Source organism: Bifidobacterium olomucense, assembly GCF_012932375.1.
Lineage (GTDB): Bacteria > Actinomycetota > Actinomycetes > Actinomycetales > Bifidobacteriaceae > Bifidobacterium > Bifidobacterium olomucense.
The window spans coordinates 334,756-351,289 of the sequence record NZ_JAAIIG010000001.1 but is presented as its reverse complement, the minus strand read 5'-3'; the positions used below and the strand labels follow the sequence as shown (position 1 = coordinate 351,289).

General features: G+C 59.2%; 10 protein-coding genes. All 10 read right to left on the bottom strand.

Annotated elements, in window-relative coordinates; translation table 11 throughout:
• Window positions 1–26: 26 nt before the first annotated feature.
• Window positions 27–1,109 (bottom strand): AmmeMemoRadiSam system radical SAM enzyme, encoded by a 1,083-nt coding sequence (gene amrS / locus G1C97_RS01525; protein ID WP_169240187.1) that lies wholly within the window; start codon window positions 1,107–1,109, stop codon window positions 27–29.
• Window positions 1,096–2,865, bottom strand: a complete 1,770-nt coding sequence (gene amrB, locus G1C97_RS12195) for an AmmeMemoRadiSam system protein B (protein WP_417852198.1) — start codon at window positions 2,863–2,865, stop codon at window positions 1,096–1,098. The genes amrS and amrB overlap by 14 nt, the downstream gene beginning before the upstream one ends.
• A gap of 314 nt (window positions 2,866–3,179) precedes the next feature.
• Window positions 3,180–4,592 (bottom strand): DEAD/DEAH box helicase, encoded by a 1,413-nt coding sequence (locus tag G1C97_RS01515; protein WP_169240186.1) that lies wholly within the window; start codon window positions 4,590–4,592, stop codon window positions 3,180–3,182.
• A 170-nt stretch (window positions 4,593–4,762) separates the two neighbouring features.
• The gene (gene orn, locus G1C97_RS01510) at window positions 4,763–5,413 is read right to left on the bottom strand and encodes an oligoribonuclease (protein WP_169240185.1); all 651 of its coding nucleotides are present in this window, start codon (window positions 5,411–5,413) and stop codon (window positions 4,763–4,765) included.
• Between the two features lie 307 nt (window positions 5,414–5,720).
• Window positions 5,721–6,719, bottom strand: a complete 999-nt coding sequence (locus tag G1C97_RS01505) for a class C sortase (protein ID WP_240950946.1) — start codon at window positions 6,717–6,719, stop codon at window positions 5,721–5,723.
• 138 nt (window positions 6,720–6,857) lie between these two features.
• A complete protein-coding gene (locus G1C97_RS01500; RefSeq protein WP_169240184.1) occupies window positions 6,858–8,471 on the bottom strand; it encodes a SpaH/EbpB family LPXTG-anchored major pilin in 1,614 nt (537 codons plus the stop codon).
• A 212-nt stretch (window positions 8,472–8,683) separates the two neighbouring features.
• On the bottom strand, window positions 8,684–12,271 hold the full coding sequence (locus G1C97_RS01495) for a Spy0128 family protein (protein ID WP_169240183.1): 3,588 nt from the start codon (window positions 12,269–12,271) through the stop codon (window positions 8,684–8,686).
• A 428-nt stretch (window positions 12,272–12,699) separates the two neighbouring features.
• Window positions 12,700–14,253, bottom strand: a complete 1,554-nt coding sequence (gene guaB, locus G1C97_RS01490) for an IMP dehydrogenase (protein WP_100496216.1) — start codon at window positions 14,251–14,253, stop codon at window positions 12,700–12,702.
• Between the two features lie 29 nt (window positions 14,254–14,282).
• Entirely contained in the window at window positions 14,283–15,545 is a 1,263-nt protein-coding gene (locus G1C97_RS01485; RefSeq protein WP_169240182.1) for an MraY family glycosyltransferase, read from the bottom strand.
• Window positions 15,542–16,240, bottom strand: coding sequence for an L-threonylcarbamoyladenylate synthase (locus G1C97_RS01480; protein ID WP_417852191.1), 699 nt, complete (start codon window positions 16,238–16,240; stop codon window positions 15,542–15,544). The genes G1C97_RS01485 and G1C97_RS01480 overlap by 4 nt, the downstream gene beginning before the upstream one ends.
• Between the last annotated feature and the right edge of the window lie 294 nt (window positions 16,241–16,534).

The following is a 16,534-nucleotide window of genomic DNA, read 5'->3' as shown; positions in this document are numbered from 1 at the left end:
CAAGCCCGCCCATACGCGGCCATCAGCTACCATCGTCCGGCAATTGCAGTGCCACATTCCGGGCAGCATCCATCGGTTCCGCTCAGTCGATCAACGATGATGCGATACCAATCACGTTCAATCAGCACCGCTCTGCAATCCGGGTTCGGACAGTAAGTCGTATCTCCCGCACGATCGTGTACGTTGCCGATATACGGATAATGCAACCCCTCGTCAAGGGCGATTCCGCGCGCACGAGTCAACGTCTCATGAGGGGTCGGTGGCACATCCTGCATTTTCCACGCCGGATGGAATGCGGAGAAATGCAGCGGCACATCAGGTCCGAGATGTTCTCGAATCCACGTACATTCGGCGTGCAGTTGAGCATCGTCGTCGTTCAACCCCGGTATGAGCAGCGTCGTAAGCTCGACCCATACATGCTCACCGTCCGGCGTGCGCGCCTCATTCACCGCATAGTCGATGGTGTCCAGCACGTATTGCAAATGCGTACCGGTCACTTTCCAATAGAAATCCTCAGTAAAACCTTTCAGATCAATATTCGCGGCGTCCATGGCCGCATAAAAGTCCGGACGCGCCGCCGCACTCATGTATCCTGCGGTGACGGCAATCGGATGGATGCCCAGAGCGCGGCATTCGATCGCCGTGTCAATCGCATATTCGGCGAATACAATCGGATCATTGTAGGTGAACGCCACCGAATCAATGTCACGATCCCGCGCCACTTGCGCAATCTTCTTCGGGCTGGCCTCAACGCCAAGCCTATCGAAGTCGCGAGCTTTGGAAATATCCCAGTTTTGGCAGAACCGACACCCGGAGTTACATCCCGCGGTGCCGAAACTCAGCACACTGGACCCCGGATGGAAATGACTGAGCGGTTTCTTTTCTATGGGATCAACGGCGAATCCGGAACTGCGTCCATAGGTATCCGAAACAATGACGCCATGATGGTTCGAACGGACGAAGCAGAATCCGCGCTGGCCGGGCCTCAACACACAACGGCGCGGGCAGAGCTCACAACGCGCTCGATCGCTGCCATCGCTGAACTTGGTCTGCCACCGTCCGACAGCAGCACGCGGTATCGCCTCCAACCCTGCATTAACGTTCGGCATAGGCACTCACCTCATACCGTTCACATTCGATCTCCCCGTCATTCCAGTCATAGCCAGCACCGATTCCGGCTTTGGCCAACACATGCGACACAAAATCGTGCGGCGTCGGCAATTGTTCCCAAACCTGCGGCAAGAACGTCGCCCTTCGGCCATGCCGGTCGGCTACGATAAGGCCGTCTGTTCCGGGACGCAACGCCTGTTCCAGCTCCACACGCGAGCGAACCGGCATGGAGACAGGCTTGCCCAGCACGGATACCTCCACATCAAGGAATGGATATTCTTCCGCAGCCACCGGGAAAAATCGAGGATCACGGGCGGCGGCATCCACGGCATGATCAGCCACATCCCTGCCAAGCGAACGATAGGCCTCAAGCGTGCCGATGCATCCGCGCAACCGGCCATGTTCCGTCAACGTCACGAAACTGGCCCCCGGCTCGTTAAGCCAAGGATTACGGGCGATAATAGCGTCTGGCCTGTTCTCCGGAGCATCTTCAAACCCGAGATGCCGGCGTATGGATGCACGGGCGAGGCCGAGCAGCACGTTTCGACGCGTTTGCGCCGTAACCGCGCCAGCATCCGATTCGACCGTTTCCGGCAATTCCCCGGATGCCACATGATTCGTCGGGATCGACGTGGGATCGTCAACGGCGTCGCCGTCCCGAGCAACGCCGGCATCTTGCTTGGTTTCATCATGAGCGCAACCGACGCCGTCACTCTGCCAAACAGCAAACGACGCATAGCCCACTACCGGTTCATCTGGATTATTCATGGCCGGACGTGGTTGACCTGCGAGCGCCACCACGGCGTCGTCACCAGACGTGCTGCGCCCCAAAAGCCGCAAATCAAATTGCGTAGTGCCGTGGTCGTCGTTCCCAGTGTTGCTGCCCCTCATCCCACCCAACGTTTCACGAGGTGTTTCACACACCTCACGCAACGTTTCACGACATGTTTCACAAGATGCCTCATGTGCTTCGCTGCATTGCATCGGCCGAAGCCCGCGCACCAATACGTCCAGCAGACCATTGATCGGATACGCACCGCAGGCCCTTCGCGGGTGAATCGGCAGCCGACAATGCACAATATCATCTATGGTTTCCTCATCAAGCTGCCGCGCATACTCTTGAGGATGATAATGCGACAGATCCGAGCTGATGATCATTACCGTCTCCGGCCCGCCCCACAACGCACGCAACGCATCCCCCACTTCCTCAGGGCTGGCATCACCGGCGTTCAGTGGCACGATAGTCAGATCCGGACCGAACACGGTTTGCAAAAACGGAATCTGTACTTCCACCGCGTGTTCTTGTGCATGGGTCGGATCATTGACAATCAGTAGCTGCGATGCCGCCCGCTCGGCATCTATATCCACGGGCACCGTACCGAGCGGAGTCGAGAACGCCTCAGCACTTGGACAAGCGACACCTCGAACCGCCACACGATGCGTAGGACCGACGATTACCGCACGTCTCACCGTTCCGCGCCCACGCTCCAGCAACGCATAGGCAAGCGCCGCCGTAGTGCCGGAATAGACGTACCCGGCGTGTGGCACAATCACCGCTTTCGGGCATCCTGCCGGCAGTTCGAGCTCAAGTTGTTTCATCAAGGCGCGCCCGTAGTCGAGCTGATGATTGATCAGTCGTTTGAGCGCAGTCCGGTCATCCGGATAAAACGATCCAGCTACGGCAGCCGGACGTATCGATCCACCCGGCTTGGGCCTGCAAACATCATCGTCAGCATCATCGTTCCTGCAGAACATTTCGGATAGTTCCATGACTACCACCTCTACGCACTATGGTAGTCACGTCCCTATTGCCACATCGACGTCCAATCACATCTATCTACGTCTATCTGCATTACAAGGGGCTGATTCACTGTTTTGGAAACATCTATCTGCATTACAAGGGGCGGCTATCCGAATAACGCACTACTCAAAACAACGGAATCGCAATGCAAAGCACCGTTTTTACCCGTGCTTTCACCGATGAAGGACCCCTTGTAGACGAGATAGACTTTCCGAGCCCCTCAAAACCGCCCCTCGTAACGCAGAACCAGGCTTATTCCGCTGGATGTCTAGAACAAAGCCTCCTGAGCGAAATCGTCGTCGGTATTGCCCAGCGCGGTTGCGGACGGCTTGAAGGCGGCAGCGCCGGCGGCACTGAGTTGATCGCTGGCGGCGTCAGATGCTTCACGCAGGTCACCGTCGAGCATCATCGCATCCGGCGAGACCAGGAACATGCGCTCGTTGCCGCCGGCCAGATATAGTCCGTCCAACGATTCCACACGGGACAACGCCACGTACCCCATGCCGGGCGCGAAGGTCCGGCGCAGATCCATGACCGCACGGTCAAGCGTCATGCCCTGCGACTTGTGGATGGTGATGGCCCACGCGCATCGAAGCGGTACCTGGGAGACGGAGGCGAGCACCGTATCGCCGTCCATCATCTCCCACGTGGCCGGTTTCATGGTGACGATATTGCCGTTCTCGAACTCCACGATCGGCCAGCCGCCTTTGGTTTCCGGGGCGAAACCGCGCACCGTGCCAAGCGAACCGTTGACGAACTGATGGTCCGAATCGTTGCGAAGCGCCATCACCGCCGCTCCGGTTTTCAGCACCAGCCGTTGCGGAGCGAGCATGTTGTTCTTCAGCCGATCCACCAGATTGGCCGCCCCCGCGGTTTCAGCATGGAACTCATGCTCTTCGAGCGCAATCTGGCTCAGACGCAAATCGTTGAGTCCATCGGCCTGCCGATTCACGGGGAACAGATGTACGGCGACCTGATCGGCCGCAGGAGTCCTGCCCAAACGGGTCAGCAGTACTTCGCGGTCATGCTGGGTCACGTCGCCGGCTCGAATATCGGTAAGGACGGTGAGCAGGTCACCGGTATCCTGACGGTGCTGTTCAGTCAGGTAGCACACGGCGGGGTTGAGCTCATCCCATACCAATGATTCGGTAACGAATCCTTCGGGATTGCGTCCGGCCTTGGCATAACGTTCACGGGCAGCGACAAATTCCGGAGTCGGCGCGATCAGATCATTGTTGCGTCCTGACACGGAGACGGGCGGCAACTGGAAGAAGTCGCCGGAAAGCACCACCTGAATGCCTCCGAACGGACGTGGATCATGACGCACCAGACGGCAGACCTGATCCACCATATCGAACAGCCAAGCGTGCAACATGGACACCTCGTCGATCACGAGGATGTCAGTAGCCTGGATCTTGCGACGACGGCGAGTTTTGATGAGCTTCAGCAGATTGGCGGTCAAACTGGTGGCGACTCCCACACCGCTCCATGAATGTATGGTTTGACCGTTGATATGCGTGGAGGCGATGCCCGTAGACGCGGTGACAGCCACTTCGGCACCGGCGGCGCGAGCTTGATGAATGAACTCATTGAGCGTATATGTCTTGCCTGCGCCGGGAGCACCGGTCAGGAAGACGTTGGCTCCGGCGTTCAAAATAGCTAGGGCTTCGCTTTGACGCATGATTGTCAGGTCTTTCCACCGCAGCGAATGATTCCCATTAAGAAGCGTGCATGGGATTCACGCAATGGCGATCCCGATGTTCGTTTTCTGCGCAGTATTCCCCGCACACTTCTTGTTAGGTCCTATTAAGACTTGTTAAGTCCTATTAAGAATGACTCGCTGCGGAGCATTTACTTGTTCAACAAACTGCTGGCCACGATTTGCGCCGAGATGGCTTTGGCTTCAGCCTCGCTCGGACCAGGCACCGGTGCCATGAACGCCTTGCGGTAGTAGCGCAGCTCATCCAACGACTCGATGATGTCCGCGAGCGCACGATGGCCGCCGTTCTTTGGCGGACGGTTTTCATACACGGCCGGGTACCAACGGCGTGCCAGCTCCTTCAGCGTGCTCACGTCCACGCTGCGGTAGTGCAAATGGCTCATGAGACCAGGCATGTAGTGGTCGAGGAACTTCTTGTCGGATCCGATGGTGTTGCCGGCAAGCAACGGCTTGACGCCTTCCGGAGTGAAGCGAAGCACATATTCGGTGACCTTCTGTTCGGCTTCTTCGAGGCTCAGACCGTGTTCCCATTCGTTGATCAGACCGGAGCGGGTGTGCATGGTGCGCACGAAGTCGTTCATGTGGTCCACGGCCTTCTGGCTCGGCTTGATGATGAAGTCCACGCCCTCATCCAGCACGTTCAGGTCAAAGTCGGTGGGGACCACGGATACCTCGACCAGCTCGTCGCCGCCGAAGATATCCAGTCCGGTCATTTCACAGTCGATCCAGATCAGTCGTGAATCCTTGGCGCTGTAGGTTTCTGCATCATGGCTGTCTACCATGCCCATGCCTCTTTTCGTGTTTCTCCCATGAGATAAGAACAGTTCAGACTATACCGCAGCATCTACATGCCGTTTCCCCGGTCTTCCGACTACGCACTTTTCGCACGAAAAGTCTCGAAAAGCCCCCTGCGAACCCCGATTCGTGCACTATTCGCGCGAAAAGTGCTGGAGAGACAGCGCTGGAGAGACAGCGCCGGAGAGGCTCCATATACGCAAAAAGGACCCGCATAAGCGGACCCTCTCGAAAGCAATCAAGGCAAATCGCCCCTGACCCGTTCCCAAAAAATATTGCCGTACTTGCTGTGGCCTATTTCGCGCGATGCCGAATCGGTGTGACTCGATTGTGTCGACGGGCGATGGCGGTGCCGATACTCGCGGTGATGCCCGCACCCGCAAGACTCCAGAACATGATGGTGCGTGGGTCATGCTGGCTATGTGCCGGTTTCGGAATCTGCCTGGGAATGGCAGCGCGGACGCCGGAAACAAGAAGCCGATGCGTGTTAATGCCATAGGGCGTGCAGGTCATAAGGGTGACGCGGTCTTCACCGGGTCTGATTGCAAATTGACTCAGATCGTTGGGTTCGATGACGCTGATACGGTCAATTTTGTAGCCGAGTTGTTCTCCCATGACTTTGATGTAGAACGAGTCACCGATCTTAAGCTCGTCAAGCCGAGTGAACATCATGGCTTGCACGAGCCCGCGATGTCCGGTGAGCACACTGTGGGTGGATGGTCCGCCGACAGGCAGACTGGTGCCGTATAAATGCCCCGATCCAGCCGCGAGGGCAGCGTCGCTGGTGCCGTGGTAGATGGGAAGGTTGACGCTGATTTTGGGAATGAGAATAGACCCCATAATGTTATCGCCGGCATCGAGCAGACTCATGTATTCGTCATCACGTGCGGAAGCATTGTTGCCATTGTTTGTTGAGGTGATGCCGGGTGCGCTGGAGAACGGGTCGGTCGCCTCGCCAAGGGTGCGATTATGGTCGGCGGCGAGCCGTTGATTGTAGAGTCGTGCAGCTTTGATGGCGTCTTCGGCTTGTGGATAGGGCCAGCCGTTAACAGTACGTTCGGTTCGGGCAACGACTTGGTCGTCGTAGATGCTGGACTGAATCCGCAGAATAATGGGATATCCAATTGCCGCCAAACCCGCGAGGATGACGGTCAGTCCGAACGCCAATAGGAGTGTCGACCGCCGTCGAGCATTGCGATATGCGGCTTTGAGCCGCATGGTTTCATTGTCCAGTCCGAGGATGAGCTCGTGGAACGTGGGCATCGGGTCCGGTGCAACGGTGACGGTCGTCATGGTGATCCTTGAAACGATAATTGGTGGAGCGAAATGGATATGGGATCCCGGCGAACAGGTGATGACCCTGTTCACCGGGATCCCTCAAACAAGAAGGAGTCCTTATCCTTTCGGATTTCTGCTCCTTCTCGGGCAATATCAGGCGACGCGGGCAATGCTCTTGCGGGACTTGACCACAATGGCCAAGCCACCACCGATCAGGAGCACGCCGAGAGCGACGAACATGGCGATGCCAGCAGCACCAGTGTTAGGCAGCTGATCCTTACGCTGAATGTTGGTGACGGTCCAGGTGCCGTTGTTGTCCTTGGCCAGACCGTAGTCGGCGAGGTCTTTGTCCTTGGCGAATTCAGCGGTGAAGGTCACGTCGGCGTTCTTGTCGGCCTGGGCGGCAGTAAGCGTCACCTTGAAGCCCGGCTGGTAGGCGGCGAGGTAACCGTTGGGAGTACCGGTTTCCTTGACGTAGTAGGTGCCGGCAGCAAGACCATCGAACTTCACAATGCCCTGAGCATCTGAAGTGACGGTGGCGATAACGTTCTTGTTGGCGTTCGCGTCGGCGGCGGAGGCGTACAGGCTGAAGGCCGCACCGGTCAAGCCGTTCTTATCTGCTTCGGCAACGCCGACCTTCTTGAAGGTGAAGGAGCCTTCCTGAACCTTGACGGTGTCGCCTTCGGAAGTGGCGCCGTTATCGGTGACGGTGGCAGTGTTGGTCAGCGGATCGGCAACAGCCTGATCGTTCACCTTGGCGGTGTAGGACAGGGCGATCACGTCGTTGGCCTTGATCTTCTGCAGACCATCGGCGGTGAAGGTGACGGTCAGCTGGTCGGTGCCGTTGCCGGCGAGCGGCAGGGCACCGGCATTGCCGTTAACGACCGTGGCGACGGTGTAATCAGTGCCGGCGGTGAACTTGACCGTGCTATCGGCCTGGTCGGTCACGGTAAGCGTGGTGTCGGCCGGGATGGTCAGGCCGGTGCTCGGAGTATCGGTGAAGGCGAAGCTGCTCGGAGCATCCTTGGTGGCCGTGTAGGTGATCTGGTAGGTCAGCGTGGCACCCTTGGCAACCGAACCGTTGTCGGCACCAGCAGTGACAGTCTTGGACGGCTTGTTGGCGGCGGAGTTCTTGATGGCAATGGTGCCGGCTCCGAACTGGTCGTTAGCGGTCTTGGTGCCGACCAGAATGGCGCTCGACGTGGTGGCGTGCGCACCTGTGGCGGCGGTCACGTCCTTGAGCAGGTACAGGCCGGGCTCGTCAGGCTTGTAAGTGTAGGCACCGTTCCTGGCGGAGGCATCGTCGATGGTGAAGGTCGGCTCAGCCGCGCTGACCTTGCTCAACGCCGGGTTGGCGTCGGCCGCGGTGGCGGCGGAGAGCTTGTCGGCGAGGGTACGAGCGGCAGCGGAATCAGCCGCAAGCTTACCCTGGTTGATCGCGTAGTCGAGCACATCGGCATTGCCGATGCCATCGAAGAAGCCGTTGTCATTGACGGCGGCCTTGACGGCGGCGTCTACGGCATCTTTGTTGGTGGCGTCGGTGGTCACGCCGGTGATGGTCGTGCCGTCGAGTTTGTAGCCAGCGATCTTGTAGACATCGAACTGGCGGCCACTGAGCTGGGCTTCAGAGCCGGTCAGCTGAATGCTGCCCTCTACTACCTGTTCGACCGGTGCGGCATTGGCCATGCCGGCACCGAACGCCAATCCGACGAGCGTGGCGATGGCGGCCACACCGGCGGCAAGTGTCTTGGTGAAGGTTCCCTTCATTGTTCTCTCCTTAGCGGGAGTGGTTTGATGTTCCTCCGAAGAGGACCTGAAAAATCCGACTGCTCGAACACCACCAATCCGCGCTGTGCAAACTGTTGGTGCTCGGTTCCGGGTTCAGGCCCCCGGAAGAATTGGGTAGGCTCACGCTGGGGCGGGTCGGATTGCCAAGCCCGGCATGGGATGGGGAAAAGAAGAGCAGATGATCTGATGGGTCAGACGCTGAGTGGTTGACGGCGCTTGCGTCCCAAATCGGAGCGGCCGATGGCCAGGCCCCCGGCGAAGAACGCGCAACCGGCAAGCAATCCAGCGAGCATGTTCGTACCCGCCGCACCGGTGAACGGCAACTTGTCGATCGGCTTGACGTATTCGTTCGTGAACACCATCGACTTGCCGGTGATGTCGTTCGCCGCCTTGTTGCCGGTGTCGCCGGTCGCACGATCGATGGTGGTCGCCGCCTTCAAGGTGTTTGTCGCCTCATCATCGCTCACTGTGATGGTCACGTGGTATACGGCTTTCGAATAGCTGAACGTACCGGTATCGTTTCTCGCGTTCTCGGTCACCGTGTAGTACCAAGTGCCGGCTTTGTCGAAACTGATCGTGCCGAGCGGCGCGGTCTTGCCCTTATAGTCGGTGGTCGGCGAAGAGTCCGCGTTCACACTCACCGTGCAAGCCGTGGCATTGCCGCTTAAGGGCGTGCAGTGCGCGCTATCAGGTAGCTTGGCGTCAGCTTCCTTGGCGTTGACGGTGAAGTCCTGACCGGTCTGCTGCACAGTGAACGTGAAACCGTTGCCAATCGCTTTCGCGCCGATCGTGTCGCCGCTCCACGCAGGAGCCGCGAACTGCGGGACGATCTTGGCCACTGCAAGATTGGCTTCCTGCACCCCGGCTGGCGGGATGGACGCCTGATAGACATTGACGAATGTCGGGCCGGACGCGGTGAACGTCGCGTCCACCGTGCTCGCGCACGTGCCGGAGGCCTTGTCGTAGGAGGCGAGACCGGAAACCGACAGCTTGTTCGCGGCGGAGTCAAGTGTCACCACCACACACACGTCTTTGGCAGCGTTGTCGTACTTCCAGCCTTGTGCCGTGGTCGTGGAAGTCTCGGTGGCACTCAGGTGATAGACGCCGGCTTCATTGAATGTGATTTGCGAGAACTTGGCGGTGTGCGAATCGGACTTCGTGCCGGTGTCCATCGTGAATTTGTCGGTCACGGTGCCGGTAGCGGCGGTCGCGGCGGTGGAGTCGCCAAAGCGCATGTCCTTCCGTTCGTCGCTCGCCTTGGTCAGCTGGAAGTTGAAGTCGTCGTCGGTGTCAAGGCCTTGGACGGTCTTGGTGAACGGCATCTGATAGGCCGCAGCCGTGGGGGCCGTCGTCACCGGTGCCTGGTCGGACGTGTTGGTGATCGTGATCGCGCCGGGCGCGCCGCTGACGCTATTGATGACGAAGGTCTCGGGCTTGCCATCATTGTCGTCGTCCTGTGTCTGCCCGTTACGCGGGGACGTGGCGATTGTGGTGGTCCATGTGGCAGTCTCGCCGGTGCCTTTGTGCATGGTTTCAGTCACCTTGTATTGGTGGCCGACTTCCACGTTAGAGAACTGGCCGGCCCAGTCGTCGCTGGCGTCGTTCGCCGTGGCGGAGCCGTCGACGAGTGTGATTTTGCCGACCTGCCTGCCGCCGTCGCTAGCGCTCGGATCCTGTGTGAGCGTCACATCGACGGTGGTGCCGGTGGCCGGTGTGGCCGCGGTAGTGCCGTCCTTCGCCTTCCATTCCTTCTTGACGGGGATGTCGACGATGCTGGTCGGCTGGTCCGGGTTCGGCACCGGCACCTCGATGTAGCCGCGGTACAGGGAGTGGCCGGCCTGCGCGTTTGCGCCAGTGACGACGCCTTGCTCAGAGCCGACGCCATCATCTGTCCAGTAGACGGGCTTGTACCACTTGCTCGGGTCCACGTCGGTGGCGTTCTTGTAGGGTTCGCGCTTCTTGAGGTCGGAGCCCTTGATCTTCTCCGCGTCGGACGACATGGCGAAGCCTTCGGCGTTCATCGGCTGAATGTTGTACGTACCGTTCAGGCCTTCCGGGGTCTTGTATACGTCGGTGACGGTGAACGCGCCGTTCTGGATGGTCATGTAGGCCACCTTGCTCATGCCGCCGGCCTGATAGTCCTTGCCGTCGGCGGTGAGCCCCGCGCCACCGCAGGTGTTGTCACAGCCGAACACCACGCGGTCATGGGCGGAATCGTAGAAGAGGGCCGCCACGGTCATCGCCTTGCCGTAGGTCTTGCCGTCGGCTGCGATCTGCAGCGCCTCGCGGGCGGACTGCGGCAGCTTGACTTCCTGCAGGATGGTGCCGGTGCCGTCCTCGTCCAGTTCCATCAGGTACATGTTGCCGTTCTGCTCAAGCCCAGCGAGGAACAGACCACCGTAATGGGCGGTGGTGCTCGGCGTATATGACTTGCCATCGATCTGGTACTGGTGGGCGACGAGATACGAATCGGGCAGGAAGGTGATGGCCTCGAAGCCAAGGTTCGCGTTCTTGTCTTTGACGGACAGTTCGTCGCCGAAGCGCACGTCCACGCCGTACTTGTTGCTGAGCTGGTCGTTGAACTGATATTCACGGACGGCGGTCAGGTCGTCGGCCACGTCGGTCTTGGCGCCCGTGGCATTGTCGCCTGCCTGATCCTTGAGGTTGGTCTTCGCGTTCTCCGCGTCATCGAGGTCGTAGACGAGAATCGAGTAACGGGGCACGTTTTTCGGCTTCTGGTCGCTGTTGCCGCTATAGGCGACTTTCTCCTCGCCGTTGTCACGTTCGGCTGCGGCGAACGCGTACTTGTGTCCGTCGGTGGCGTTGCGCACCAGCGTGACGCCTTCGGTGTCCGGACCGGACTGCCGAGTCGGGCTCGACGAATCCAAATCACTGCTCGCAGTGATGCCCGGATAGCGTAGCTGCTTGCCACCGTGGGTCTCGCCGCCGACTTGGAACGTCCAATTATTGTTGGGATCCTGCTGCCACGCGGGGTTGGTCGCACTGTAGTTATCTTGTGGCACCCATTTGCTGATGGCGCCCGGTCCCTTGAATTCGGTGCTGTCCATCGTGGGGTTCAGATCGTTGTCGATGGCCCACAGGATGCCCGGCCCACCGTCCATGCTGGGTTCGTAGGCAAGGTCGGAAAGGTTGCCGTCCTGATGGTTGCCTTTGGTGGAACCGCCACCCTGACCATACTCGTCCACGGCGTCGAGGGCCTCGGTCTCCTTGGGGCCGGGCCAATCCTTGAGCTCGGCGGCGGTGGACGGAATGTCGGTGTTACCGCCTTCAGTGCCTCCACCTTGCTGATTGCCGTTATCGGTGGGAGACGGAGCATCCTTTTTCCATGAACCAACACCCTTGTCGCGGTGCCAGGTTTCGTCGGTACCAGCTTTCTTCGTCCATGTGTACGAATCGCCGCTGCCGCTCAACGTCACCGAATCTCCGCCGTTACCAAGGCCGTCCGCATCAAACGTGCGGTACGTGCCGGGGGCGATATTACCCCTCAGCGTGGCAGCGACATTGCCTTTATCATCGGTGACCGTCCAACCGGTCAAGTCAACGGTCTGCGAACCCTTGTTATAAACCTCGACCCAATCGGTTGAATAACCGTTCGCACCGCACCCATTATCCGCGCATACCTCGCTGAACACGACATCACTGTTGGCCGCCTGCGCAACAGGATTCACGATTCCCAATGCCAAAGTAGTCAACATCCCCGCCGCAACACTTGCAGCCAGAAGCTTGACCCCCCGATTCTTTTCACTAACACGGCGCATAACCGGCTTCCTCTCATCCCTGAACTCACGACCAATTCCAAGGCTAGGGAGGCCAACGTGTCCAAACACCAGACGAAAAGTGAACCCGCATGAACAGCCAACACCAATGACGTTGCCTTCAATGTGAGCAACCGAACAATAAACCCGTTCGATACCTTTGGAGGAACATCGTTATCCCCCTATAATCCCCCGTATTGCACCGCAGTCAAAGCAATTAACCAGCACGACACGTAACAAGGCATTTCTGCGAAGCAGCTACATCTCCCCGGAATGCGCCGTCAGAGGCATGCGCATCCACGCGCATTCCATCAATGCGTTGCCATTCGCACACATACGAAAAGAGGGCCCGCATAAGCGGACCCTCTCGAAAGCAATCGAGGCGAATCAGTCCCTGACCTGTTCAGCAATCAGACAGGTCAGGAATCGGATCAGTTGTTGTGGAAGCCGGAGTAGTTCGGAGCTTCGGCGGTCATCACGATGTCGTGCGGATGGGATTCACGCAGACCGGCATCGGTGATGCGGATGAAACGGCCCTTCTCGGCCATCTCGCCGATGTTATGGGCGCCGATGTAGAACATGGACTGGTGCAGGCCGCCGAGCATCTGGTAGAGCACGGCGTTGAGCGGTCCGCGGTACGGCACTTCGCCTTCCACGCCTTCCGGCACGACCTTCTCGTTGGAGGTCACGTCGGCCTGGAAGTAGCGGTCCTTGGAGTAGGACTTCTTGCCACGCGGAGCCATGGCGCCCAGGGAGCCCATGCCGCGGTACAGCTTGTACTGCTTGCCGTGCAGGAGCACCTTCTCACCCGGAGCCTCCTCGCAACCGGCGAGCGTGCCGCCGAGCATCACGGAAGATGCACCGGCGACCAACGCCTTGGCGATATCGCCGGAGTAGTGGATGCCGCCATCGGCAATGCACGGCACGCCAGCGGCGCGGCAGGCCTGGGCAGCCTCATACACAGCGGTGAGCTGCGGCACGCCAACGCCGGCAACCACGCGGGTGGTGCAGATGGAGCCGGGGCCAATGCCGACCTTCACCGCGTCAGCACCGGCATCGATCATGGCCTGGGCGCCGGAACGGGTGCCCACGTTGCCGCCGATGATCTGTACGCCGTCGAAAGCGGAATCATGCTTCAGGCGGGAGATCATGTCGAGAGCCAGACGGGCCTCACCGTTGGCGGTGTCGACCACGAGCACGTCCACACCGGCCTCCATCAGCGCGGAGGCACGCTGCCAAGCGTCACCGAGGAAGCCGACACCAGCGGCAACGCGCAGACGGCCCTGCTCATCCTTGGTGGCATCCGGGTACTGCTCGGTCTTGACGAAGTCCTTCACGGTGATCAAACCGGTCAGGTGGCCTTCGGCATCGACCAGCGGCAGCTTCTCGACCTTGTGCTGGGCGAGCAGACGGTGGGCGTCATCCTTGGAGATGTTGGACGGACCGGTGACCAGGTTCTCCTTGGTCATCACGTCCTTGACCTTGAGGGTGTCGTAATCCTCGGAGGCGATGAAACGCATGTCGCGGTTGGTGATAATGCCGACGAGCTTGTTTTCCTTATCCACCACCGGCAGACCGGAGATGTGGAACTTGCCGCACAGCTTGTCGAGATCGGCCAGCGTGACCTCAGGGTTCACGGTCAGCGGGTCGGTGATCATACCGGACTCGGAACGCTTGACCACGTCGACCTGAGCGGCCTGATCGTCGATGGACAGGTTGCGGTGCAGCACACCGATACCACCGTTGCGGGCCATGGCGATGGCCATCTCGGACTCGGTCACCGTATCCATAGCGGCGGAAAGCACCGGGGCCTTCATCGTGATCTTACGAGTCAGATGAGTGGTGGTGTCCACTTCGGAGGGGATGACATCCGTCTCGTTCGGCAGCAGCAGCACATCGTCATAGGCAAGGCCGAGCTTGGCGAAAATCGGGGGAAGGGGGGCGTACGCCGACTGGGCGTTCAATTCATCAAGGTTTGTAGCCATGTAAACACTATATGAATATGCGCTGACCTTCACGACACCTGTGTTTGATGCTTTTCGTCCGAAAACTCTTCCTGAGTCTTTTCCGCAGACTGTTTCGGCGTCTCCCGCGCATCTTCGCCCATGGCCGCTTCCAAGGCCTCGCCCGAAACATGCTTCGCCTGCTGCCGAGCCGCCTCGCTAATCAGGTTCTCCGCACGGATCTCCGGAATACGGTGGCGCAAATACGGGTACATGGTAGCGGCCGTCAACAACACGACAGCGATAAGCATGCCCAATGCCACATACCGTGCCCTGAAGAACAGAATCGTCAGCGATCCAAAAGCGATCAGGGCCGCCCAGCCCCAGAGAATCAGCACGGCGCCGCGTACCGAATGCCCGATTCTCAGCATGCGGTGGTGCAAATGCATGCGATCCGGGTGCATAGGCGACTGCCCCTTGGCCAGACGTCGCACAATCGCCAAGCACATATCCAGCACCGGCAGGAACAATACGAGGATCGGCAGGAGAATCGGCATGAACACCGGCAGATAGATGCTGGTGTGAATTGAAGCCGGGTCAAGTCGCCCGGTCATCACGATCGAGGCGCAGGTGATGAGATAGCCGAGCAGCATGGAACCGGAGTCGCCCATGAACAGTTTCGCCGGATGCCAGTTATGCAGGATGAAGCCCACGCACACGCCCACCATCATCACGTCGATCATCGTGGCCAAGGAAGCGTAGCTCGGCGAGGATCGGGCGATCATATATGAATATGCGGCGAATGCAATGCCGCCGATCGCCACGATTCCGGAAGCCAGACCGTCAAGACCATCCACGAAATTCACTGCGTTGATCGATGCCACGATCAGGAAAGCGGTGATGGCCATGGACAGGCTCGGGCTGGCTGTAACCAGTGAATCACCGAGAGGCAATGAGATGATCTGCAATCCGCCCCATGCCACGAACACCGAAATCAGGAGCTGTCCGGCGAGTTTGAGCATCCAATCCAGATCCCACAGATCGTCCGCCATGCCCAACAGGCTGATCATGATGCCACCGGCGAGAATCACCCACATCTGGTAGTTGTCTTCAAATAAGCCCGCAAGGAACGGCAACCGGCTTGCGATAATCGTAGCTACGGTAAAACCGATCAGCATGCCAAGTCCGCCCATACGCGGGGTCGGAATCGTATGCACGTCTCGCGCACGGACCTCGCCCACAGCGCCGATCTCAATGGCGACGTGGCGAATCAGCGGGGTCACCAGCCAGGTGACGCCTCCTGCGATGGCTGCAATCAGTAGGTAGATTCTCATGCGCCCAGTCCTCCGCCATTAAGGTGAAGGGCCTTGCGAATCGTGGTTTGTGAGATGATTCCCTCACGTAGGATTTCGATGCCGTCACGGCCGTACGGATCGGCTTTGACGACGGTGCTGGACACATGTCCTTGCGTGGCCCCGCCATCCAAGTACAGATCAACGTCGGTACCGAACGCATGGAATGCCTCTTCGACGGTCTGAGCGCTCTCTTCTCCGGAACGGTTGGCGCTGGAGGCCGCCAGAGGACCGGTTGCCTTGAGAATCGCAAGCGTCAACGCCGAGTTGGGGATTCGCACACCTTGCGTCCCCGGCCGCCCATCGCCGGCATCGGCGACAGTGGCCAACGTACAATCGGTCCCGGCCACGGCGATCGGCGAAAAAGCGCCCGGCAGGAACGCCGCCGCCAAACGATTCAACGGTGAAGGAAGTTCAAGGCCAAGCTCGTCAAGCTGTTCGACTGAAGCCAGCAGCACCTGCAACGCCTTGTATCGCGGACGTCGCTTGAGCTGGTAGATGCGTGCGATCGCCTCCCGATTACGCGGATCGCACGCGATGCCGTACACCGTATCCGTAGGAATAACCACCAGGCCGCCCTCATGAATGATGCGCGCGGCCTCGGCCAGCGATTCGTCCGTGACTTTCAGCACTGATCCACGTTCTATGCCCATGTCATCTCCGTTCGCTTGTTCCATCACAATCTATCATTGCACCATTGCGCCCGGACGGTGAAAGGCAGCGGCACGGTTCGCATCATCGGTCGGCCCGCCGCATCGCCAACAGCAAAGTCAACGGGAGCCAACGGCAGGTTGACGATGGACGCGTCTGCGTATCACGGTTATCGGTTACTACAATGAAGCCTGTCTGTTCCCTTAGATCACGGAGGATCCATCATGAGCGACGTCACCGACGCCACCATCAGCCCAACCGACTCCCACAATGTCGCAAGCTCCGCAAACCCTGCGACATCGGCGAGCCCGACCGCCCGT